The following is a 21,641-nucleotide window of genomic DNA, read 5'->3' on the forward strand; positions in this document are numbered from 1 at the left end:
AAGATATTACAAAATGAAAAAAAGATATATATATGCCCTAACGGCCCTATTCTCATTGGGTGTGGTAGGATGTAACAAGCCGACAGACTTTGGTGATGCAAACACCAACCCGGCTCAGGTTAATACTAAGCTTTTAAACGCTTTGTTAACAAACTCTTGTTTGGCTATAACCGGTTATTCATCAAACGGTACGTTGTCAATCAACGGTGCCCAGTACTCTCAGTATATTTCTGAGACTCAGTACTCTGGTACGTCTTTATACAATCTGCCGCAAATTGATTTCACTGGTTATTACACCGGCGTGCTTTTTGACTTGCAAAGTATCATCGATGATAAGAACGCTACAAAAAACCAAATTGCTGTTTCAAAGATCTTACAGCAGTACACTTTTTGGGCAGTTACCGATTCATGGGGTGATGTTCCTTACTCTGAAGCTTTAAAAGGTATTAACGGTATTAAACCGAAATACGATGATCAGAAAGACATTTACGCTGGTATCCTTAGCACTCTTGCTACAGCTGCTGGTGAGTTAGATAACTCAGCTATCCCTGGTGATATCATTTTCAACGGTGATGCATCGGCTTGGAAAAAAGCAGCTAACTCACTTATTATGTTAGTTTCTTTACAAGAGTCTAAAAAATACCCTACTGCAGCTGGCCCTGCTGCTACAGCATTTAAAAATGCTATGGCTGGTGGTTACATTTCTACCAATGCAGATAACATGAAATTGAAGTATCCGGGTGGTAACTACAAAAGCCGTTGGTGGTCAGTATACGACGGTCGTAAAGACTATGGTGAAAGCAAAACCATGACAGATAAATTGGGTTCACTTGGTGATGGCCGTATCAACCCTTTCGGTGGCGAGTCTGACCAGGCTGGTAACGTAGCAACATCTTCAGTAGGCGTGCCTTACGGTTTAAAACGTGATAACGTTATTAAATTTACAGATGCTAACACTAACTGGGCACGTATACTAAGAGGCGACCTTAGAAAAGAAGATGGTACTGTTAACATTGTTACCGCTGCTGAAGTTACTTTAGCAATTGCTGAAGCTAGCAAATTGGGATGGGTAACCACTGATCCAACTGCTTACAATAGGGGTATTACCTTATCATTCGAGCAATGGGGCGTAACATTACCCGCAGGCTATCTTACATCAGGTGGCGTTGTTTTAACTAATGGCGCAAATGACATCGAGAAGATTTCTACTCAAAGATGGATAGCTTCTTATCCTAATGGCCACATGGGTTGGGATATTTATCGTAAGTCTGGTTTCCCTGTACTTACCCCTGCTCCTGATGCTGTTGGTGCGTTCGTTAACCGTTTCGTGTATGCTACTTCAGAGTCAACAACTAACACTGTTAACTATAAAGCAGCGGTTGCAAAAATACCGGGTGGTAAAGATGTTCAGGAAGCTAAAGTGTGGTGGGCAACTGACGGTGCTGCACAGTAACCAGTAAATGTTTAAATTAATTAGATATTCAAAAATGAAAAATAACATAACAAAATATCTGTTGCTTGCGTGCTCGGCAATGGTGCTTTTCAGCGCCTGCCGTAAAGACTCATTCGAGGGTGATTCAGCTGCAGGTAAAGGAAAAGACTTTGTAAGGATTACAGAGGGAAAAGTAAGAAGCCAGTTCTTTAGCCCGTTCACTACGATCAACGAGATCAACATGTTCTCTGTTCGTAAGGATGCGGCAAGCGACGGCGCATTAAACAAAGCAAACACTTTTGTTTTAACAGACCTGGGCCAGGCTTACATAACTAAATACAACACTGAGCATGGTACTGATTATGAGTTGCTGCCAACTAACATGTACACTCAAAAAACAGATGCCTCTATAGTTAAGGCCGGTAATACACTTACCTTTAACTTTGCTGCCGGTGATTTTGCTAAAAACTACATATTAAATGTAGATGGTTCTAAATTTGACCCGTCAAAAAAATATGTGATAGCTTACGTATTGTCAAATACAGGCGGTTTAACTGCTAAAGCAGGTAAAGACACTATCATCTCTGCTATCGCTTTAAAGAACAAGTATGATGGTGTGTATTCAGTTGATGGTTCTATGCAGGACTTTACTAACTCAACTTTGGGCCACATCAACGAGTTCTTATCAAGCGCAAGCAACACTACCGGTGTTAGCGCTCCAATGGAATATGAGTTACGTACTATTTCTGCTACTAAATGTGAGCTTTATGATAACTACTTCTTCGGTGGTAACTACATTCCTATCAGATCTGGTACATCATACAGCCAATACGGTAGCTTTGCCCTGGTTGTTGAGTTTGACCCGGCTACTGATAAGGTAGTGGCTGTTACAAACTACTATGGTCAACCGGCAGGTAACACCCGTTCAGCTCAGTTAGACCCAAGCGGTACCAACGCTTATGATGCAGGCGCAAAAACGGTAAAAATTAAATACCGTATGCTTCAACCAAGCGTTGTGGTTGCTCCACCTAACATCCGTACAGTTTGGGATGAAACCTGGACTTACATTGGCGAGAGATAATCAACCCGATTATAATATAAAAAGCCGCTCATCATTTGATGAGCGGCTTTTTTAATGCGGTTAACTTTTTGCTGAAAACAAAACGTTTATTTTTTATCAACGCTATATTTACCCGGGCCAATAAATAATAAACCGGCAAACACAACAGCATCCTCAATGGCATGTGATGCGCCTGATAAGCCATCACCACCACCAATATGGCTAAATGTTGCTACTATAAGGGTTGCCAGTAACAGTAGGCAAACCGGACGAAAAGCGAGGCCGATGATCAACAGAAACCCACCCAGGGTTTCGGTGGCGGCAGCCATAAAGCCCCAAAATACAGGTGCAAAGTTGATGCCTACGTATTTGGTTGATGCACCAACCTGCTCCCACAAATGCGGGCCGCCCATTAGTTTTGGATAACCATGATAAATGAACATTGCGCCAAGGCCGACACGGGTAACGAGTAAGCCAAAGTCTTTATACTTACCCAAATTGCTTAAGTACGCCATAGAGTAGAATTTATGTATTTAGTGTTTAATTGTTACTTCAGTTTCGGTAACGGCTAAGTTTACCTGTTGCCCTAAGATAAGGCTGCAGTTATTGCTCATATGCCCCGCCGGGAAATCAAAGCATACCGGGTAGTTATATTCCTTAACAACATCTATCACAATCTCCGCCAGCGTTTGCCCAAAGGGGATGTCGTTGTCTTTCATATCTGTAAAGCCGCCTATAATGAGGCCTGCCAGGTCTTTCAGTTTACCGGCGCGTTTAAGGCAGCGCAACATCCTGTCAACCGCGTAGAGGTATTCGCCTACATCTTCCAGAAAAAGTATCTTACCAGCATAATCAACATCGCTTATTGATCCATTTGCAGCTACCATTAGTGAAAGATTGCCGCCGATAAGGATGCCGGTAGCATCACCAAATCTATTTAAAGGGTTGGGCTCGATACCATAGTTTAATTCTTCGCCAAACAGAGCTGTTCTGAGCGTTTCTAACGAGTGTTTAGAGGCATCAGGTATGTTGAGTGGCATTTGCCCGTGGATGCAGGCTAAGCCGTGGTTTTGGATGATATGCGAATGCAGCAAAGTGATATCACTAAAGCCGATGAACCATTTCGGGTTTTGCTGAAGCTTGCTAAAGTCTACTTTATCTATCATACGGATGGTGCCGTAGCCACCACGGGCGCAAAAGATGGCTTTGATGCTATCGTCGTCAATAAAGCGCTGCAGATCTGCAGCGCGGAAATTATCATCGCCGGCAAACTGGTGGTAGCTGGCAGAAACAGTATCGCCCAATACTACCTCGAGGCCCCAGCCGGTAAGCAGGTTTACGGCATCCGTCATAGGTATGGGCAGCTTCTTGGCAGGGCAGGTGATAGCTACCTTGTCGCCCCTTTTAAGATAGGGTGGTATGATGGGAGAAAGTATATTAGTCGGCATAAGTCCGAAAGATTACAAATGATTTTTAATGGCAGATACAGATTGTAGGTAAGTCTTACGAACTTTCGGTCTTTCCCGACTTACCGGTTAAAAAGCTATCTTTGCAAATTAAATAAAACATCCCGGTTGAATGTCGCAACTTAATAAATATAAACGATTCACTATTACTTCTGCCCTGCCTTATGCTAACGGCCCGCTGCACATCGGCCACCTTGCCGGTGCTTACCTGCCAGCCGACATATTTGTGCGATACCTGCGCCTTTTGAAAAAGGATGTAGTGTACATCTGCGGATCTGACGAGCATGGCGCCGCTATCACCATAAAAGCAAAAAAGGAAGGTACTACCCCGCAGGCTATTATTGATAAATACCACGCGCAGATAAAGCAGAGCTTTGAAGATTTTGGGATGTCGTTTGATATTTATCACCGCACATCATCGCCTATACATCATGACCTGTCGCAGGAGTTTTTCCTGAACTTGTACGAGAAAGGCGAGTTTGTAGAGAAGTTCTCTGAGCAATATTACGATGAAGATTTCGACCAGTTTTTGGCAGATCGTTACATTACCGGTACCTGCCCCGTTTGCAGCAACGACCGCGCTTACGGCGACCAGTGCGAGAACTGCGGTACATCACTGAACCCTACAGATCTAATCAGCCCTATATCAACCCTTAGCGGTAAAACGCCGGTTTTAAAACCAACTAAACACTGGTATTTACCTTTGGATAAGTATCAACCGTGGTTAGAGAAATGGATAGATGAGAAAGAAGGCGAGTGGAAAGTGAATGTATTTGGCCAATGCCGCTCATGGTTAAAATCGGGCCTGCAGCCGCGCTCCATGACCCGCGACCTGGATTGGGGTATCGACGTACCTCTTGAAGAAGCAAAAGGCAAAAAACTTTACGTTTGGATGGATGCGCCTATAGGTTATATCTCGGCCACCAAACAATGGGCTATCGATAACAATAAAGACTGGCAGCAATACTGGAAAAAGCAAGCAGATGATGCTGATGACACCTGCCTGCTGCACTTTATCGGCAAGGATAATATCGTGTTCCACTGTATTATTTTCCCGGCGATACTTAAAGCGCATGGCGACTATGTATTGCCACAAAACGTACCTGCCAACGAGTTCCTGAACTTAGAAGGCGATAAACTTTCTACCTCGCGTAACCATGCCGTTTGGCTGCACGAGTATCTGGAAGAGTTCCCCGGTAAACAGGATGAACTGCGTTATGTACTGACATCAATACTACCTGAAACCAGCGACAGCGAATTTACCTGGAAAGATTACCAGGCACGTGTTAACAACGAATTATCTGATATTTTAGGTAACTATGTTAACCGTATAATGACGTTAATGCATAAGTTTTATGGCGGTAAGGTAGAAGGCGATGGTAACATCAAATTAACCGATGCCAAAGTAAATGAGAAGCTGGGTAATTTATACGATGAGTTAGCTAAAAATCTGGAAAGCTATCGTTTCCGCCAGGCATTGCAAAATGTTATGGATATGGCGCGTTTGGGTAATGGTTATCTTACAGAACAGGAACCATGGAAAAAAATTAAGACAGATCCTGACGCAGCAAAAAATGCATTACATAACGGATTGGTAATAGTGGCCCATTTAGCAACCTGTCTACAGCCGTTTTTACCATGTACTGCCGATAAAATATTTGGTATGCTAAACATTGCGCCAATGGCCCTCGATCAGGAAGTGGAGTTCGCTAACGGGCATCAGCTGAATCCTCATTTTCTGTTATTTGAAAAAGTAGAAGACGAGGCCATTGAAAAGCAGATCCAAAAACTGGCAGATAAAAAGGCCGCATCGGCTGTGCCTGCAGAAAAAGCTCCAGTTACTCCGGCGAAAGCAAACGTATCGTTTGATGATTTTGTGAAGATGGATATCCGTACCGGTACCATTTTAACTGCGGAGAAAGTTGCCAAAACCAAAAAGCTGCTTAAACTAACCATTGATACAGGGATAGATCAACGCACTGTAGTATCCGGCATTGCCGAATATTATGAGCCTGAAGCGATCATCGGCAAGCAAGTGAGTATACTGGTAAACCTTGAACCAAGAGAGATAAAAGGCATTATGTCGCAAGGGATGATCCTGATGGCCGAAGACGCCGAAGGCAAGCTGAGCTTTGTTGCACCGGGTTATGCCATGGATAACGGCTCAGTAATACGTTAGAAAAATATTTTTACCATGGGTTAAACCCATGGTAAAAATTTAAGTCTCAGTTTGTATAATAACAACCAAACTATCATGAGACTCCCACTTATCATCACTTTGGCTTGCTGTGCAATCTTAGCATCATGCAGCAAGTATCAACTCAACGTAATCAGCAGTACAACAGGTAAAGAACCTAACAAGCAAACGGGTAATTACGAGTTTGAGAATGACTCGGTACGTATTTCTTATTCGTTTTATGGCGCTGATGCCCCTGTAACAGTAAACGTGTTCAACAAATTGAACGAGCCGCTGTACATCGACTGGCAAAAATCGGCCCTGGTAATAGGGGATAAGGCCATCAGTTATGTGCCCGATAATATTAAACTGAACGGTAGCATCTCTGCCGATTCTTACACTTACCGGGGTAACAATAACAACAGCGTAATAAGTAACCCAACTTATACCAATGGCAGTATAAACGCTACTGCAAACCTGCCCAAAACAACTACTTTTTTACCGCCACACACCCAAAGCACTAACACAACCCTACGCCTTGCTAATGGCTTTATACAAGTGCCGGATACAGCCTTCCATAAGATAAGGATGATTGAGAATTTTGCGGACACGGTGAAATTGACCAAAGTAAATACAGCACTTTTTAACGAAAGCAATTCGCCCCTTGCTTTCAGGAGTTACCTTACTACATATACAGTAGCCGATGGTAAAAATATCCCTGTTGTGTACGAAGACAAGTTTTATGTATCGCGTACACTCAACACCGGCAGCGATCCGAGATACCTACGCGAATTTAACCGCCAGCGTGGCGATTACTTTATCAGTTCAAAAGCCAGCGGTTTTGGTAAAGCCATGGCCGTAACAGGGGCCGTGGCTGCAATAGGGGCAGCGGGTGCGGTTGCCGATTCGCAGAACGCCAAAAGCAAGTAAAATTTTGTTGGCAGGGTCGGGTAAAATGTGCAAATTTGCATACTCAAAAAAACCGCCCCTGTAGTTCAACGGATAGAATAGAAGTTTCCTAAACTTTAGATATGAGTTCGATTCTCGTCGGGGGTACAAAGGAAAAAGTACAAAGCCTTAAATCGTAAAGATTTAAGGCTTTTTTGTTTCGATCATCTGTGTTATCCAAAAAGGCACCAATTTCTTTCGTTCCTGCATTAATTCTGCAAATTCTTCAGAATTAAAATAGCCCGATTCCAGCAGGCGGGGGCGAGTTAGAAATGGGAAAAATACCATGCTGGTGATGTTCCAAAGCAGGTTTATAGGATGGAAATCAATTTTATTTTCGGCATGCAGGTCTTTAAGCTGTTGTGCAAAATGAGATTGTTCCAGTGACCTTATTTTAGCTATCATGCCGGGGTTATCAACACGGCCGCTCATAATTTCGCCAACGGTAAAAAAAACAAAGTCGGGGTTTTGCAGCATATTATCGATATAATAGGCCACACAGATCTCGAGCTTCTCCTCAATAGATTTGCCCTTATCATTTAAAACAGGCTCTATCTGGTTAAACAATTTGCTGATGGTTTCATCCATTATAGATTCAAAAAGCTTCTCCTTGCTTCTGAAATAATAATTCACAGATGCCAGGTTTATACCAGCCTCAGCAGCAATGTCACGTATAGTAGTAGCCAGGAATCCCTTTTTGGTAAAGATCTTCCGGGCGGCGTCTTTTATTTTTTCTTCGGTTGAACCTTCGGCATCAAAAGCCATATTTCTCAGGATTTATTTGTAAAGCTATAAAAAGCTTTACAAATAAATCCCGGTAGAGCTTAATGCGTATCGGCCACGGCTTTTTGGCCTTTAACAAATGGCTGTAGAAAAACCAGAGGGATGGTGCAAAGCATTACGATACCCACTATCCAGTAAGCATCGATATAACTCAGCAGCAGGCTTTGCTTTTGTACCGAACGCTCTATACTTGCATACGCCATCTGCGTAGCATCAAAAACCGACCGGCCTTTTGCCTGAAACCCGCGGATAAGTCCATTTAGCCTTTCAACAAAATTGTTGTTGTACACATTGATGTTAACCAGCAGGTTATTGCGATGAACCGCCTGCCTGATATGTATCAAAGTGTTTAGCCCTGCAATACCAAATGAGCCACCCAGCTGGCGCATCATATTATTTAAGCCAGCGCCCTGGCCGATCTCTTGCCCGCGAAGGCCGCCGATAGCCAGTGTGGTTAAGGGCACAAAAAGTAAAGCCAACCCGATCCCGCGTATGGCCAGCGGCCAAAAGAAATCATCTGCCCCTGATGCTAAGGTAGAATGGGTGAGCATCATAGAACATATATAGAATAAGATAAGCCCCGTAACTGCCATAAATTGTGCCGGTACACCTTTGTTGAGCATGATGCCGACAAACGGCATACACAGTACGGTAAATATCCCGCCGGGGAACAGGATCTCGCCGCTTTGCTGCGCAGAGAAACCCAGGAGACTCTGCGTAAATAACGGGAATACATAATTAGACCCATACAAGCCCAGGCCCAGGATAAGCGATGTGAACATACCCATTGAAAAACTCCGGTGCCGCATTATTTTGAAATTGACAATGGGATGATCGGTGCTCAACTCCCGCCATATAAACAACAGGGTGCCCAGTATGGCGGTAACGGTTAGTATGATGATATAAGTTTTTGAGAACCAGTCTTCATCTTCACCTTTTTCCAGGATGGTTTGCAAACTGCCTACTGCTGTTGCTAACAACACAATTCCCCACCAGTCAATTGGTTTGTCTTTGCCGGTAGGCTGGGTGGGCCGTATATATAACAGCGTTCCGGCTATGGCTAAGCATCCTACAGGTATATTTACATAAAAGATCCACTGCCATGATGCATGATCATTAATATACCCGCCAATGGTAGGGCCAACGGTAGGGCCAAATACTGCGCCCAGCCCAAAGATCGCTGTTGCTGTACCAACCTGCTCTGCCGGCCAGGTCTCTAATAAAATAGCCTGCGCTGTAGATAACAAGCCGCCACCTGCCAGTCCCTGCAGTATCCTGAAACAAACCAGCTCGGTAAGGCCGGTTGAATTACCGCATAAAAACGAGGCGATGGTAAACACAATGATCGACACAAGGAAGTAATTTTTGCGCCCAAAAAAACTGCTCAACCAGCCCGACATAGGCAAAATAATAACGTTTGCTACACTATAACCGGTTACCACCCATGCGGTATCAGTTATAGTAGCGCCAAGGTTTCCCTGTATCTGCGGGATAGATACATTTACGATAGTGGTATCAATTAGTTCTAAAAGGGATGCTACAACAACAGTTGCCGTAATAACCCATTTTCTAAATCCGGTTTCTGCCATGATGTATAAAATATTACGCCACAAAATTATTCAATCGATTGATTAAAACATTTGTTTAAAATGTTTGTTTGGTTTTTTGACATGAAGATGACCCAGCATTATCCGACGAAGCTTTTTATTTAAATTTCAATTGACTCACTTCGAGAAGTTTTTTTGCCTCTGTCGTGTCGCATTCCACCCTTTATTTGTCACTTTCGCACAGCGTAGATTCATCAAATGCAGCTGATATTTGTATTGTTCAATCAATCAAACAAATAAAACCTGTATCATGAAAAAGCAATCTACAAGATCAAATAGACTCAAGCTCTTATTTGCGATGGCGGTGTTGCTGTTTGCAGCAGCGCAACTAAAGGCACAACAACTTAAGCCATCGGACAAGGGCTTGGCTCCAACTAATGGCATTAAAGTTTATTACGAGGTTTATGGCCAGGGAAAACCTATCATATTGCTGCACGGGGCCTTCATGACCATTGAGGGTAACTGGAACCAGATCATCCCTGAGTTGGCTAAGACCAGGAAAGTGATTGCTATCGAGATGCAGGGCCACGGGCATACGCCTTTCTCAGATAGGAAGCTCACTAACCTGAACCTTGCAATGGATGTGGCCGGAGTGATGGACTATCTGAAAGTAGATAGCGCCGATGTTGCCGGCTATAGTATGGGTGGCTCAGTAGCGTACCAGTTCGCTATACTTTATCCTAAACGTATAAATAAAATGGTGATCATCTCGTCTACTTATAAAAGTACCGGTTGGATACCTGAAATAGCTGATGCCTTTAAATCTTTTAAGCCCGAGCTTTTTGATAACAGCCCGATGAAAACGGCCTATGATGCTGTAGCGCCCGACAAAACAAAATGGAGCAAATTTATTGCCCAGATGATTGTTTTTGCAGGCGAACCATTCGATATGGGCGACGCCAATATTGCAAAGATAAAAGCACCTGTGCTGATCATTGCCGGGGATAATGATGGTTTAGATAAAGTTGAACTGGGCAAAACTTATAAACTATTAGGCGGTGGCGTTTCTGCAGATATGCAGGCTATGCCCAAATCGCAATTGGCTATTGTGCCGGCACAAAGCCATGTTGGCCTCATGATGCAAAGTGCTGTTATCCTGGCATACATGAACAGCTTTTTGAAATAACCTTAACACTATCATAAATTACAAAAAGCCGCTTTAACCGTAAAGCGGCTTTTTGTATTCTAAACACGTATTTTTGCTAAAAAAAACCTATGGAAACGCTGACTGAGTTTAAAGCATCATTGAGTTTACCGGAACCCCAAAGCGGCCTATCTGTACAACTTAAAAGCCTTTGGTATGATGGCAAAGGAGACTGGCAGAAGGCACATGCCGAGGTTGACCAACTGAGCGACAAAGCATCGGCATGGGTGCATGCTTATTTGCACCGTAAGGAGGGCGATATATGGAATGCCGACTATTGGTACAGTCGAGCCCGCCAAACCCGTCCCGATGTTTCTTTGGATGAAGAGTGGGAGCAACTTGTACAAGAGTTTCTGTAGCAAATAGAAGCCCCGTTGCATAATGCTGCCGGGCTTTAGGGCTATTAGGTAGTGATAGCTAAACGCCGCACCCTGTACATCTGGAAAATGAGCGAACTGATGATCAATACCAAGCCGCAGTAAAAGCCTGCCGTAAACTCGCGGCCTTCTTTAAAAATGGCCACCGCAAGTAATATGGTATAAAGCGGCTCGAGGTTAAAGGTAAGGCTCACAGTAAACGACGAGATTTGCTTTAACGATGCGTTGATGAGAAAATAAAGCAACACGGTGCAGAAAGCAGCTAAAACAACCAACCATAGAAGATCAGGCGTTGATGGTATGAGCGATTTAACCGGCGTTATCCAAAGCACCAATGGCATTAAAAGGGTTAACCCTGCAAAGCCACCGCTCATTTGCCAAAGCATAAAGGTTGGGCTGTCATAATCCTTAACAATGCGCTCGCTGTACAGCGTGTAAAGCGCCGAGCATATAGATGAGAACACGCCTAAGATGATACCTGTACGATAACCTGCATCCATCCCAAATATCAACCCAATACCTAATAATGTAAGGCTGCTCAATAGTAATTCCTGGATAGAAAGTTTCCGCTTGTTGATCACCGGGCCAAGAATGGCATTAAAGAAACTGCTGAGCGCAAAACACACTACACCAACAGATACATTTGAATATTTAATACTGCCGTAAAACAGTATCCAATGGATGCCCAGCAACAGCCCGGTAAAACTGATCTTTAATTTTGAGGCCGTTGTGGTTGCCGGAAGTTTGCCTTTGAAGGCAAAAAAGAGCAACATAATGATTGCTGAGAAGAATAACCTGTACCAACTAATAAGCGCTGCATTGAGTGTAATAAGTTTGCCAAATATGCCGGTGAAGCCCGCCAAAACAAGGGCAATATGTAATTTAAGATATGCTTGTTTCATTTTTTAAGTAGTAAAAATTAAGAAATAGGCATTGCATCCGCAGAAAACGGAGCATTAAACCACAATTAATTTATAGGTATTAAACTATAAAAAATGAGGATGGAGGCGGAAGGCAACTCATGTTAAGCATAGTGCTGGTAAAGCTACATTATTTCCCTGATCATAAAAGTTTTATAACCAAAAATAAAAAAGGTATTAATTATAAAAAAAATACCCCGTTAAAGATTATTAACAGGGCATTTAAAAATTTATAGATAAAAACTATTTCTCTAACACTTGCTTAAGATTGGCAAGGCTCTCTTCCATATCTTTTCCAAGCATTTTATCCATGTTAATGAATAGCAGCATAGCATTCATCGGGAAAGGCATTTTGCTTGCCATGGCCCACTTAACAGAAGTGCTTTCTTCCGTTACAGACTGTGTGGCAATATAGGCATCGCCCACACCCGACATCGGCTTTTCAAAAACCAGGCGGATATCTATGCGTTCGCCATCTACCAGTTCTTCAATAGTTTGGTTGCCTTTTCCCACCTGCTTCATATCACTATCCCAGGCGGCGTTAAAACCAACTGTTCCATCGGTGCCTGTATAGGTCATGCGTTTGTTGGGATCCATCATTACCCATTTGCTGTAGTTATCCTGGTTGCGCAAAAATTTCACATAATCAAAAACCACTTGCCTTGGCTTGTTGATGATAATGCTTAGCTGGATATTGTAGCCTTTTGGCGCAATGATAGCCAATATTACTACTACAACAATTATACCTGCAAAAATGCCGATGATGGTGTATAAGGTGTCCATAAGTTTTAGGCGGTTTTAGTTTTATTGTATTGTTTCCAAAAGTAATACAAGATAAACATAATCGCCAGCATCACAAACGGCGGCACCAGTTCACCAAAGGCATCACCCATTGCAGCCCGAGAAGCAACCGCTCCAGCAAAATTGATAAAGAAGCCCGCAAATGCCCACTCTTTAATGATGTGCCACTTGTTCTGCGCTATTGCAATAGCGCCAAAAAGTTTAAAAATACCGCATATCACCAATAGGTACATCGGGTAGCCTAAATGGCGCAATACATCCTGCCCGGCCTGTTGTTTGGTTATGCCGCCGTAAGCGTCGCCAAGCATAGCTAAAATAAATAAGGTAGTGAGTATCCAATAGATAATTTTTATAGACTTTGTATTCATTGTGATAAAGTTCAATGGTTATTGTTCATCAGTAAATACGTTCCAGCGGATGCCGAATTTATCTATCACATGCCCCATTGTACCGGCGAAGAAAGTCATTACCTCGTATATCACTTTGCCGCCTTCTTTTAGCTGGTCAAACTTCTCCTGCACTTCGGCTTTTGAAGCCACAGCAAAAGTTAACGATACCGCGCCTGTAAACTCTTTGACATTATTATCAGGCAGGTCTGTTCCCTGTATGGTAAAACTATCACCGGTAAGGTCGGCATGCAGAATGGCGTCCTGCAGTTCGGCCGGGAAATTATCTTTCATCGGCGAATCTTTAATTTTCATCAGGTTAAGTTCTCCGCCAAAAACCTCTTTATAAAAGGTCATGGCTTCGGTTGCGTTGTTTGGGAAATTGATGTAAGCACTAATTTTTGACATGATCTTAATTTTTTAATTTACAATTGATTAATCCAGTATCTCGCAGTAATGTCCGTTCAATTTAAGCAATTCAATGATACGTTGTGCACAAAGATCTTTTCCTTCAACTCTTAACACTTTATCGCAATCATCCAGATCAAAATTCACCTTACTTGTTGGGAAGTGCGCGGTGAGCAGCTTGATCATTAAGCGCGATTGCGCCGCCTTTTGCACGTTGGTTTTAAATACCTCTATCATGGTCATACAAAACTCTTTTAAACGGTACAATGCAAAGGTGCGGCTGCTTTAAGGATTTAGTACGGTGTAATTACGACAATGTAAGGGGTTGATTGCGACGGCAATGTACATTAACTTTGGTATTATGAAACATGTATCAGTACTTATACCGCAAGGCGATACCAGCTTAAGCAGCATTGAGGCTACTTACAAAATGTTTACAATGGTTAACCAAACCTTAGAACGCATGCGCAGGCCACCGCTGTTTAAGGTGCAGCTTGTGGGCTTAAACAAGGAAACCACTGTTACCAACGGACTGTTCACTGTTAAACCGGAGCTTACCATTAATGAGGTTACCAAAACCGACATTATTGTTATCCCCGCCGTACATGGTGATATGAACAAGTTGTTGCAGGATAATGACGACCTGATACCATGGCTTATTAAACAATATAAAACCGGTGCTGAGATAGCATCGCTTTGTATAGGTGCCTTTATACTGGCTTCTACCGGATTATTAAAAGGGCGTAATTGCACCACCCACTGGCTAATGGCTGACGACTTCAGAAAACGTTTCCCCGAGGTTAACTTGATGCCCTACAAGATCATTACCGACGAAGGTGGCATTTATACCAGCGGTGGCGCGTACTCATCATTAAACCTGTTGCTTTACCTGGTTGAAAAATTTGCCGGCAGGGATATGGCCATTAATTCATCTAAGATATTTGAGATAGATATTGACAGGCACAGCCAGTCGTTATTCATCATTTTCCATGGGCAAAAGGACCATGATGACGATGTGATACAAAAGGCCCAGCAGTTTATTGAGACCAACTACCGCGATAAAATAACGGTTGACCATTTGGCCGATCAGTTTGCTATTAGCAGGCGCCACCTGGAGCGCCGGTTTAAAAAGGCTACATCAAACACCGTGGTAGAATACATGCAGCGCGTACGCATTGAAGCTGCCAAGCTAAGCCTGGAAAGCATGCGCGAGAATGTGAACGAGGTGATGTATAATGTTGGCTATACCGATACTAAAGCCTTTAGGATGATATTTAAAAAAATAACTGGGCTATCGCCGATAGAGTACCGAAACAAGTATAGCAAAGACGCGGCTGCTTGATTAGGTAATATCGAATAATGAATTTCGATTTAAGAATGATGAAGTAAGTAGCTGCCCTGCTTAATCCTTTGATGGATCTTGCGGGTTGGTGATGTCATTATCGTCCAGCTGGTCTTTCTCAAAATCTTTCTCATCCTTGCGGTTGCGTAGGATAAGGAATATGAGCAGCGCCAAACCCAATAATATAACAACACCGATAACGAAATAGTTGACTTGCATATAGTTAACTAAGCAAGTTGCGTGCCTCGATGCGGGGCTTAACATAAAAATAATATACCTTTTTCAACATATAAAAATCCTGCTGACATACTGTTGTCATTCGCGCATAGTTTCTTTGCTTCATCAACAAAAACTAATAGCCATGACAAGTGAAGCAACAACGACAGCAAAACCATTAATTACCAACGAAGAACTTTTAAAAAACTGGCAAAGCCACCGCGCATTGAGCCGTAAGATATTAGCGCAATTCCCGGAGAAAGACTTGTTTGAATTTTCGATAGGTGGCATGCGCCCCTACAGCGAACTGGCCGGCGAAATGATAGGCCTTGCCAGTGCCGGCATGAATGGTTTTGTTACCGGCCAATGGACCACCACACCAGAGCTTGACCACTTTGACCAAAGCGTACACCTTGCCACCAAGCAAGCCCTACTTGAGGCCTGGGACGATGTTACTGAACAAATTGAAGAGCTATGGCCGCAGATCCCTGAAGAGCATTTCCATGATGTGGTAAAAGCTTTCGGCATGTACGAGAACAGCGTGATCAACACCATCCTTTACTTTATCGATAACGAGATACACCACCGCGGCCAGGGCTATGTTTACCTGCGTGCACTGGGTATTGAGCCAAATCCGTTTTGGGATAGGTAATTGGCCAATCTTTTTCTCCGCGCGTCATTGCGAGCGTAGCGTGGCAATCCCCAACTTACAGAGCGGCTCTGCATATCGGGGATTGCCACGTCGCTGTCGCTCGTTCGAAATGACAGTTTGTTTATCTTTCACTAAAAACGCCAAACTAAAATCCTGCTACTTTTTTGCCCCTGTGCCATATCGATGGTTTTTACATCGCGGGCACCTAAATAATCGAGCGAGTTAAAGCAGCCGGGCAGGGTTGTTTTTTTAGAGATGAGTGACGAGAACCATTTGCTGGCATGGGCAAACTGCTTGCTCTCGCTCATCATTTTATTAAGAAAACGGGGTTCGCCACCTTCGCACCAAAGCTCAGTGTTGCGGCCGCCGAAGTTAAGGTCGGTACCTTTATCTTGTTTTAGGTTTTGCCACTTGCGCTGCGAGTTGGCATTTACCTCTTTTGCCGATGCATGAAACGGCGGGTTACACATGGTAATATCAAACTTTTCGCCGGGTTTAATAATGCCCTGAAAGATGTGGGCATAAGAGCTTTGCGTGCGAATTTCTATCGCATCGGTAAGCTTGTTATCCTCTACTATCTTTTTTGCCGAGCCTGCAGCAATATAATCTACCTCGCTACCCACAAATTGCCAGCCGTAGGTTTTATGCCCAACAAGCGGATAAATGCAGTTTGCACCAACCCCAATATCCAGCACTTTTACCTGGTTGCCGGTTGGTACTTCACCGCCATTACCTTCTGCCAAAATATCGGCTATGTAATGGATATAATCAGCACGCCCCGGAATAGGCGGGCACAGAAACCCTTGCGGAATATCCCACGAGGCAATGCCGTATTGCTGTTTCAAAATGGCCTTGTTAAGCATCTTCACAGCCTCAGCGTCGGTAAAGTCGATGGTTTTAATACCGTGCTCATTGGTAAACATAAATGCCGATAGCTTTGGCAAAGCCTTGGTAAGCTGAGCAAAATCGTACCGCTCCCTATGCGGATTGCGTGGGTGCAGGCTGGTTTTCTCTCCGGTGTTTTGCGTTTGCTTATCGGCCATCGTCATTCTGTAAATTGATCAATTGCAAAAGTAAGCTATTTAAAACGGTTAAAGGCTGTATAGCAAAAAAGTCCCGTGCTTGCGCCGGGACTTTTAATCAATCAACCTATCGTTTAAATACTAACTTATATTATATACTAAAACTTATACGCAACCGTAGCAACAAAGTTGCGCTGCTTTTGCGGATTTATTGACCAGTAACCAATGTAGTATTGCTTATCTAAAATGTTATTCAAATTAAAGTTTACGCGGTAATGGTTCGAGTTAAAAAATACCGTTCCGTTCACCAGCGTGTAACTTGGCAATGCAAATACACCGGTAACGCTGTTATCTATCACTTTGTACTCGCCGGCGTAGTTTGCACCTGCGCCTATACCAAAGTTTTTAAGTGCACCTGCGGGGAATTTATAGGTAGCCCAAAAGTTTGCCTGATTTGCAGGGCCCTGGCCGCCCGGCGTGCGGCCCGGTTCGTTGTAAAAATCGGTTGTAGCACCGGCCAATACTTTTGTTGAGTTGTGGCTATAGCCTGCAATAAGGTTTAAACCTTGCGTTGGATTTGCGTTAATGGCAATCTCAAAACCTTTGCTTTTAACACGGCCACCCTGTATCGAGTTGTTCTGGTTATTAGGATCGGTATATACGCGATCTGTTACCTTAATATCATAGTATGATATGGTGGCCGATAACTTATCATCAAACAAATTGGTTTTTACACCTACTTCCCATTGGTTGGCGTGCTCCGGCTTAAAGGCCTTGTACTGGTTGGTAGACTGCCCGTCGGCATCGTATATAAGCGATGGATTAACGTTGTTGAACGAATTCATGTAGTTACCAAAAATGGATACCTTATCTAACACCGGCTGGTAAACTAAACCTAATTTATGCGAAAAGGCTGTTTGCCCGAACCCGTTCGGATCGGCTTCTGTTTCGTTTGGTGCCTCAAAACGATCTACCCTTAAGCTTAACATGGCAGATAGTTTATTGGTGATGTTCAAAACATTTGAAGCGTACGCACCGTAAGTGCGATTAACAGAACTTGAGTTTCCGTAACCATCAGCAGGCAGCAGGTTGTTGATAAAGCCCCGCGTTAACTGCGAGTTTGGCGTGGCAGGGAAATGGATATCGTTATCTGCATCGGTGTAATCAAAAGCAACATTTGCATTTTGTGGTGTTACGTACCTTGCCGTAGCCCAGCCCGATCCTTTATCAGTAACCGTACGGCTCAGGAAATCTAAACCAACCAACAAGCGGTTACGCAAGCCGAAGAGTTTAAAATCGCCATTGAAGTTTTGCTGGATGTTAAAGGTTTTAGTAAGGTTATTCTCGATATGGAAATACTGTGCAAAAAAGTTATCTCTTATGCCATCATCATAAATGTAAGAGTAGTACCCGTCTGATTTTGCCGTGCTGTAGGCCAATACCGTTTGTGAGTTCCACTCGTCACTTAGTTTATAGTTTACCTGTGCCTGTATATTGTTGCGCGGGTTCTTTATCGGCAGGTCGTTGTTCATAAACGACTCGTTGTAGTTAAGACCAAGATCCTTTACGTTCGCTGCAATTAACGGCGTTGCCCTGTCCGACTGGAAAAACACCGGTGCTACGGCACGTCTCTCGTTCATTATCTCGGCCAGCACATCTATCTTTAAACGATTATTCACTTCCCAGGTAAATGCAGGGGCTACAAAGAACGACTTTTTGAAACCGGCATTCTGGAAACTGTTCTCGGTATGATAAGCGGCATTAACACGCAGTGCCATTTTCTCGGTTTTGCTCAATGGCGAGTTCACATCAACCGTTACCCGGTTTAAACCAAAGCTACCAACGTTATAAGCTACCTCGCCGCCAAAGTTGTAGTAAGGTTTTTTGGTAATGGTATTGATGATACCGCCATAACCAACAAAACTTGCTCCAAACAAAGTTGCCGATGGGCCTTTCATTACCTGTACTTCCTCAACATCGGCAAGGTCAAAGTTGCCGCCGGTTAGGCCGGGTAAGCCGTTCACCAATGTGGTTTGCGCCTCAAATCCGCGAAGCGCAAAGTATGAAGCACCATCGCCTGCGCGGCCGGTTGATTGCCATGTTTGGCTCAAGCCCGGCACGTTACGGATCACATCATCAAAAGAAGTGATGGCTTGTTGTTTGATGATCTCTGATGATACACTGTTGTAAACCTGCGGATTCTCCAGGTTTTTCAGCGGCATTTTAGCTACTGATGAAGTAAGCTTGTTTCTTGACTTATTGGCCGATATAACCACCTCGCTCAGTTTAGCCGAGTTTTCCTCAAGCACAAAGTTGATGGTTACTATCTGGTTGGCTTTGATACTGATAGCCTGGCTTTTTGTAGTTAAACCCACAAAAGATGCAACCACCGTATAATTGCCCGGTTCAACATTCCTTATCTGGAAAGCCCCGTTTTGTGCAGTGTTGGCACCTTTGCCCGTACCTTTTAACGCTATGGTTACTGACTCGGCCGGCTGGCCGTCAACTGTTTTTACGGTACCTCTTATTAAGCCGGTTTGGGCAAATGCCGCAGTGCTTAAAAGGATACATACTGTGATGATATGTAAAACTTTCTTTTTCATACAAGGGATTGATGATGCGGCAAATGTACTGTTTAGAATAGTTCTAAACAACTTATTTATAATCAATCTAAAAAGCTAACTAAAGCAGCATCAGGCAGTACAGCCATGCTTTATTATCACGTACCTTGCATTATCATGAATCTAAAATCACGCATTCAAGAGATCGGCTCTAAAAAGTTAATAGGTAAAAAAGTGGTGATGAGTTTTGCCGATAACAAAACGCAACAGCTTTGGCAGGGCTTTATGCCTTACAAGGGCAACATTAAATTTCGCTTAAATAATGATCTGATATGCCTGCAGGTTTACAATGCTCTGCCACAATTAGAGAACTTTGACCCTACAGCAACTTTCCAAAAATGGGCGTTGGCCGAGGTTTACGAGATCAGCGAAGTGCCCGATGGTATGGAAATTTTTGAATTACCCGGCGGCCTGTATGCAGTGTTTGATTACAAGGGCCGTGCCATTGATTTTGGGCCAACGTTCCGTTACATCCTGGGCGAGTGGCTACCGCAATCGGATTATGAAATAGATGACAGGCCACATTTTGAGGTGCTGGGTACAAAGTACAAGAACAACGACCCCGAATCGGAAGAGGAAATTTGGATCCCTGTGAAGCCAAAACAATAGAAATAAGTAAATTTGCGGCCATATTACAATTGATGCTAATGAACCGCAAAACCTTATCCTTAATTTTATCGGCTATTTTAATTGCCACCACCTTTAGCTTGCAGGCCGCTGCACGCATCATCAACATTGCAGGCTTAGTAGTTGATAGTCAAACACTATCCCCTGTTGTGTCTGCCGAGATCTATGATGATGCTACACATAAGTTATTGGGCAGCACCAATTCAGACGGTTATTATAAAGTAGCCATCCATTACGATAGGCCCGGCGAGATCTTTTTTAAACTTCGTGTTGTAAAAACCGGTTACCGGTCATCAACTCAGAATGAGCATTGGGGTAATATGAACGATGGGGCTAAAAGTATTATGTATTTTGGCCTGCAGCAAAAAGGCTCAAAAATTGAGTCGTTCTCCTCATTAAATGCTGTTGGCCCCAAAGGCAGCATAGAGTATGCGGATGTTTTAAATGGCTTTTCATCGTTGAAAGAGCGCCGCGGGTTTGACAACCAACTGGCGCATGCAAAAAGAGGTAACCAGCATATTTTTGTAATGGTTGATGATACACCATACCTTGTAAACAACACCGGTTGGATAAAATTAACGTCGGCAGACGATAATGTACTTATTGATGATAAGAAAGTTATCCCTGCAAATAAGTTAAACGGAGCGGTTAAGCGCAGTAAAATAAAATGGATGTCGCCGGTTACCGATAGCCGGGCGGGGTTTGCGGTGCATACACACTAATTAAACGCTTGCCGAAACGCTACCGGTGATAAACTGGTTTTGGTCTTGAACAACTTGCTGAACGATTGCGGATGCTCAAACCCCAGGGCGTAAGCTACCTCACTTACCGAAAGGTTTGTAGTACTGAGCTTCTCCTTTGCTTTTTCTATCAATTTATTGTGGATGTGTTGCTGAGCATTTTGTCCGGTTAATGATCGCAGCATATCGCTCAGGTAACTTGGCGAAAGGCTTAACTCATCTGCCAGAAAGTGAACGGTAGGCAGGCCTTCGCTCAGCGCCTTTTCGTTATTAAAATATTCATCCAATATCTCTTCCAGTTGTTGCAGCAGGTTATTGCTGATGGCTTTACGGGTGATGAACTGTCGCTTGTAGAAACGGTTGGCATAGGTAAGTAACAACTCTATCTGCGAGATGATCACATCCTGGCTAAAATCATCCAGCCTGCTTTCCAGCTCATCCTTAATGTTGGCGAATATGCCGATGATCACTTCTTTCTCTTTTTCAGACAGGTGCAGTGTCTCGTTAGCTGAGTAAGAAAAGAAACCGTATTGTTTGATCTTCTTAGCCAGCGGATGCCCCCACAAAAAATCGGGGTGGATAAGAAGGGTGTAGAGCGAGCACTGGCTCTCTGCCTCGGGCTCGTTGTTGCCAATAAGCTGGCCGGGTGCAGCAAACAGAAGTCCGCCTTCATCAAAATCGTAATAATCCTGCCCGTAACGCACTTTGCCGCTCAGCTGCGGTCGGTATGATATTTTATAAAAGCTAAGCACATGCGCGCCCGGCGCGTGTCCTGCAAAATCCTCAACCGTAGCACTGCCAATCAAACTAATGAGCGGGTGTTGCGGCTGTGGCAAGCCAAAAGCCCGGTGTGCTTCGGTAAGCGAACTAAACGTATGCGGATTATCCTGCTTTTTCATATCCATCACAATTT

General features: G+C 43.6%; 23 protein-coding genes and 1 tRNA gene. 11 read left to right on the top strand and 13 right to left on the bottom strand.

The annotated features are described in order from the left end of the window. Positions 1 to 13: 13 nt before the first annotated feature. The gene (locus tag D0C36_RS14510; RefSeq protein WP_117392335.1) at positions 14 to 1,453 is read left to right on the top strand and encodes a SusD/RagB family nutrient-binding outer membrane lipoprotein; all 1,440 of its coding nucleotides are present in this window, start codon (positions 14 to 16) and stop codon (positions 1,451 to 1,453) included. Between the two features lie 34 nt (positions 1,454 to 1,487). Beyond that, positions 1,488 to 2,513 carry a DUF1735 domain-containing protein gene (locus tag D0C36_RS14515; protein ID WP_158557117.1) on the top strand — a complete coding sequence of 342 codons (1,026 nt, stop codon included), beginning with the start codon at positions 1,488 to 1,490 and terminating at the stop codon, positions 2,511 to 2,513. Positions 2,514 to 2,599: 86 nt separating this feature from the next. On the opposite strand, the gene D0C36_RS14520 is transcribed toward D0C36_RS14515, so the two are convergent. Together D0C36_RS14520 and D0C36_RS14525 are read right to left on the bottom strand one after the other, a co-directional pair. Next, positions 2,600 to 3,007: a DoxX family protein gene (locus D0C36_RS14520; RefSeq protein ID WP_117392337.1), complete on the bottom strand. Its 408-nt coding sequence runs from the start codon at positions 3,005 to 3,007 to the stop codon at positions 2,600 to 2,602. An 18-nt stretch (positions 3,008 to 3,025) separates the two neighbouring features. Further along, positions 3,026 to 3,940, bottom strand: a complete 915-nt coding sequence (locus D0C36_RS14525) for a S66 peptidase family protein (RefSeq protein WP_117392338.1) — start codon at positions 3,938 to 3,940, stop codon at positions 3,026 to 3,028. Positions 3,941 to 4,070: 130 nt separating this feature from the next. Between D0C36_RS14525 and metG the strand changes: the two genes are divergently transcribed. From metG to D0C36_RS14540, 3 genes are all read left to right on the top strand, one after another. Then, positions 4,071 to 6,137 carry a methionine--tRNA ligase gene (metG, locus tag D0C36_RS14530; protein WP_117392339.1) on the top strand — a complete coding sequence of 689 codons (2,067 nt, stop codon included), beginning with the start codon at positions 4,071 to 4,073 and terminating at the stop codon, positions 6,135 to 6,137. Between the two features lie 75 nt (positions 6,138 to 6,212). Further along, positions 6,213 to 7,064 (top strand): hypothetical protein, encoded by an 852-nt coding sequence (locus D0C36_RS14535; protein ID WP_117392340.1) that lies wholly within the window; start codon positions 6,213 to 6,215, stop codon positions 7,062 to 7,064. 54 nt (positions 7,065 to 7,118) lie between these two features. Continuing rightward, a tRNA-Arg gene (locus tag D0C36_RS14540) sits at positions 7,119 to 7,190 on the top strand. A 36-nt stretch (positions 7,191 to 7,226) separates the two neighbouring features. Here D0C36_RS14540 and D0C36_RS14545 read toward each other — a convergent pair. Then, positions 7,227 to 7,847 carry a TetR/AcrR family transcriptional regulator gene (locus D0C36_RS14545; RefSeq protein ID WP_117392341.1) on the bottom strand — a complete coding sequence of 207 codons (621 nt, stop codon included), beginning with the start codon at positions 7,845 to 7,847 and terminating at the stop codon, positions 7,227 to 7,229. A 59-nt stretch (positions 7,848 to 7,906) separates the two neighbouring features. After that, entirely contained in the window at positions 7,907 to 9,454 is a 1,548-nt protein-coding gene (locus D0C36_RS14550) for a DHA2 family efflux MFS transporter permease subunit (RefSeq protein WP_117392342.1), read from the bottom strand. A gap of 268 nt (positions 9,455 to 9,722) precedes the next feature. Here D0C36_RS14550 and D0C36_RS14555 point away from each other — a divergent pair, with 268 nt between their 5' ends. Further along, on the top strand, positions 9,723 to 10,598 hold the full coding sequence (locus tag D0C36_RS14555; protein WP_199502024.1) for an alpha/beta fold hydrolase: 876 nt from the start codon (positions 9,723 to 9,725) through the stop codon (positions 10,596 to 10,598). 89 nt (positions 10,599 to 10,687) lie between these two features. Beyond that, entirely contained in the window at positions 10,688 to 10,975 is a 288-nt protein-coding gene (locus tag D0C36_RS14560) for a hypothetical protein (RefSeq protein ID WP_117392344.1), read from the top strand. A gap of 44 nt (positions 10,976 to 11,019) precedes the next feature. Here D0C36_RS14560 and D0C36_RS14565 read toward each other — a convergent pair whose 3' ends face one another. The 5 genes from D0C36_RS14565 to D0C36_RS14585 all read right to left on the bottom strand — a co-directional run bounded on the left by D0C36_RS14565 (position 11,020) and on the right by D0C36_RS14585 (position 13,751). Then, positions 11,020 to 11,895, bottom strand: coding sequence for a DMT family transporter (locus tag D0C36_RS14565; RefSeq protein ID WP_117392345.1), 876 nt, complete (start codon positions 11,893 to 11,895; stop codon positions 11,020 to 11,022). 261 nt (positions 11,896 to 12,156) lie between these two features. Then, positions 12,157 to 12,696, bottom strand: coding sequence for an SRPBCC family protein (locus D0C36_RS14570; RefSeq protein ID WP_117392346.1), 540 nt, complete (start codon positions 12,694 to 12,696; stop codon positions 12,157 to 12,159). 5 nt (positions 12,697 to 12,701) lie between these two features. Then, entirely contained in the window at positions 12,702 to 13,082 is a 381-nt protein-coding gene (locus D0C36_RS14575) for a DoxX family protein (protein ID WP_117392347.1), read from the bottom strand. An 18-nt stretch (positions 13,083 to 13,100) separates the two neighbouring features. Then, positions 13,101 to 13,508, bottom strand: a complete 408-nt coding sequence (locus D0C36_RS14580) for a VOC family protein (protein WP_117392348.1) — start codon at positions 13,506 to 13,508, stop codon at positions 13,101 to 13,103. Between the two features lie 27 nt (positions 13,509 to 13,535). Continuing rightward, on the bottom strand, positions 13,536 to 13,751 hold the full coding sequence (locus D0C36_RS14585; RefSeq protein ID WP_199502025.1) for a hypothetical protein: 216 nt from the start codon (positions 13,749 to 13,751) through the stop codon (positions 13,536 to 13,538). A 118-nt stretch (positions 13,752 to 13,869) separates the two neighbouring features. Between D0C36_RS14585 and D0C36_RS14590 the strand changes: the two genes are divergently transcribed. After that, on the top strand, positions 13,870 to 14,850 hold the full coding sequence (locus tag D0C36_RS14590) for a GlxA family transcriptional regulator (RefSeq protein ID WP_117392766.1): 981 nt from the start codon (positions 13,870 to 13,872) through the stop codon (positions 14,848 to 14,850). Between the two features lie 60 nt (positions 14,851 to 14,910). Here D0C36_RS14590 and D0C36_RS24685 read toward each other — a convergent pair whose 3' ends face one another. After that, a complete protein-coding gene (locus tag D0C36_RS24685) occupies positions 14,911 to 15,069 on the bottom strand; it encodes a hypothetical protein (protein ID WP_199502026.1) in 159 nt (52 codons plus the stop codon). Between the two features lie 142 nt (positions 15,070 to 15,211). Here D0C36_RS24685 and D0C36_RS14600 point away from each other — a divergent pair, with 142 nt between their 5' ends. After that, a complete protein-coding gene (locus D0C36_RS14600; RefSeq protein ID WP_117392350.1) occupies positions 15,212 to 15,718 on the top strand; it encodes a DinB family protein in 507 nt (168 codons plus the stop codon). 131 nt (positions 15,719 to 15,849) lie between these two features. Here D0C36_RS14600 and rlmF read toward each other — a convergent pair whose 3' ends face one another. Together rlmF and D0C36_RS14610 are read right to left on the bottom strand one after the other, a co-directional pair. After that, positions 15,850 to 16,767, bottom strand: a complete 918-nt coding sequence (rlmF, locus tag D0C36_RS14605) for a 23S rRNA (adenine(1618)-N(6))-methyltransferase RlmF (RefSeq protein ID WP_233524489.1) — start codon at positions 16,765 to 16,767, stop codon at positions 15,850 to 15,852. Between the two features lie 131 nt (positions 16,768 to 16,898). Further along, positions 16,899 to 19,343 carry a TonB-dependent receptor gene (locus D0C36_RS14610; RefSeq protein ID WP_117392352.1) on the bottom strand — a complete coding sequence of 815 codons (2,445 nt, stop codon included), beginning with the start codon at positions 19,341 to 19,343 and terminating at the stop codon, positions 16,899 to 16,901. Positions 19,344 to 19,478: 135 nt separating this feature from the next. Here D0C36_RS14610 and D0C36_RS14615 point away from each other — a divergent pair, with 135 nt between their 5' ends. Continuing rightward, a complete protein-coding gene (locus D0C36_RS14615; protein ID WP_117392353.1) occupies positions 19,479 to 19,970 on the top strand; it encodes a GyrI-like domain-containing protein in 492 nt (163 codons plus the stop codon). Between the two features lie 38 nt (positions 19,971 to 20,008). Beyond that, positions 20,009 to 20,710, top strand: a complete 702-nt coding sequence (locus D0C36_RS14620; RefSeq protein ID WP_117392354.1) for a hypothetical protein — start codon at positions 20,009 to 20,011, stop codon at positions 20,708 to 20,710. Here D0C36_RS14620 and D0C36_RS14625 read toward each other — a convergent pair. Continuing rightward, complete coding sequence (locus D0C36_RS14625) at positions 20,707 to 21,627, bottom strand: helix-turn-helix domain-containing protein (RefSeq protein ID WP_117392767.1); 921 nt, start codon at positions 21,625 to 21,627, stop codon at positions 20,707 to 20,709. The two genes, D0C36_RS14620 and D0C36_RS14625, sit on opposite strands and share 4 nt — an antisense overlap. Positions 21,628 to 21,641 lie beyond the last annotated feature (14 nt).

Origin of the sequence: Mucilaginibacter conchicola, assembly GCF_003432115.1 — a bacterium.
GTDB classification, from domain to species: domain Bacteria; phylum Bacteroidota; class Bacteroidia; order Sphingobacteriales; family Sphingobacteriaceae; genus Mucilaginibacter; species Mucilaginibacter conchicola.

Coding starts and splice junctions, on each gene's coding strand:
- D0C36_RS14510 (WP_117392335.1), top strand. CDS start 14: ATGAAAAAAAGATATATATATGCCCTAACGGCCCTATTCTCATTGGGT.
- D0C36_RS14515 (WP_158557117.1), top strand. CDS start 1,488: ATGAAAAATAACATAACAAAATATCTGTTGCTTGCGTGCTCGGCAATG.
- D0C36_RS14520 (WP_117392337.1), bottom strand. CDS start 3,007: ATGGCGTACTTAAGCAATTTGGGTAAGTATAAAGACTTTGGCTTACTC.
- D0C36_RS14525 (WP_117392338.1), bottom strand. CDS start 3,940: ATGCCGACTAATATACTTTCTCCCATCATACCACCCTATCTTAAAAGG.
- metG (WP_117392339.1), top strand. CDS start 4,071: ATGTCGCAACTTAATAAATATAAACGATTCACTATTACTTCTGCCCTG.
- D0C36_RS14535 (WP_117392340.1), top strand. CDS start 6,213: ATGAGACTCCCACTTATCATCACTTTGGCTTGCTGTGCAATCTTAGCA.
- D0C36_RS14545 (WP_117392341.1), bottom strand. CDS start 7,847: ATGGCTTTTGATGCCGAAGGTTCAACCGAAGAAAAAATAAAAGACGCC.
- D0C36_RS14550 (WP_117392342.1), bottom strand. CDS start 9,454: ATGGCAGAAACCGGATTTAGAAAATGGGTTATTACGGCAACTGTTGTT.
- D0C36_RS14555 (WP_199502024.1), top strand. CDS start 9,723: ATGAAAAAGCAATCTACAAGATCAAATAGACTCAAGCTCTTATTTGCG.
- D0C36_RS14560 (WP_117392344.1), top strand. CDS start 10,688: ATGGAAACGCTGACTGAGTTTAAAGCATCATTGAGTTTACCGGAACCC.
- D0C36_RS14565 (WP_117392345.1), bottom strand. CDS start 11,895: ATGAAACAAGCATATCTTAAATTACATATTGCCCTTGTTTTGGCGGGC.
- D0C36_RS14570 (WP_117392346.1), bottom strand. CDS start 12,696: ATGGACACCTTATACACCATCATCGGCATTTTTGCAGGTATAATTGTT.
- D0C36_RS14575 (WP_117392347.1), bottom strand. CDS start 13,082: ATGAATACAAAGTCTATAAAAATTATCTATTGGATACTCACTACCTTA.
- D0C36_RS14580 (WP_117392348.1), bottom strand. CDS start 13,508: ATGTCAAAAATTAGTGCTTACATCAATTTCCCAAACAACGCAACCGAA.
- D0C36_RS14585 (WP_199502025.1), bottom strand. CDS start 13,751: ATGACCATGATAGAGGTATTTAAAACCAACGTGCAAAAGGCGGCGCAA.
- D0C36_RS14590 (WP_117392766.1), top strand. CDS start 13,870: ATGAAACATGTATCAGTACTTATACCGCAAGGCGATACCAGCTTAAGC.
- D0C36_RS24685 (WP_199502026.1), bottom strand. CDS start 15,069: ATGCAAGTCAACTATTTCGTTATCGGTGTTGTTATATTATTGGGTTTG.
- D0C36_RS14600 (WP_117392350.1), top strand. CDS start 15,212: ATGACAAGTGAAGCAACAACGACAGCAAAACCATTAATTACCAACGAA.
- rlmF (WP_233524489.1), bottom strand. CDS start 16,767: ATGACGATGGCCGATAAGCAAACGCAAAACACCGGAGAGAAAACCAGC.
- D0C36_RS14610 (WP_117392352.1), bottom strand. CDS start 19,343: ATGAAAAAGAAAGTTTTACATATCATCACAGTATGTATCCTTTTAAGC.
- D0C36_RS14615 (WP_117392353.1), top strand. CDS start 19,479: ATGAATCTAAAATCACGCATTCAAGAGATCGGCTCTAAAAAGTTAATA.
- D0C36_RS14620 (WP_117392354.1), top strand. CDS start 20,009: ATGAACCGCAAAACCTTATCCTTAATTTTATCGGCTATTTTAATTGCC.
- D0C36_RS14625 (WP_117392767.1), bottom strand. CDS start 21,627: ATGAAAAAGCAGGATAATCCGCATACGTTTAGTTCGCTTACCGAAGCA.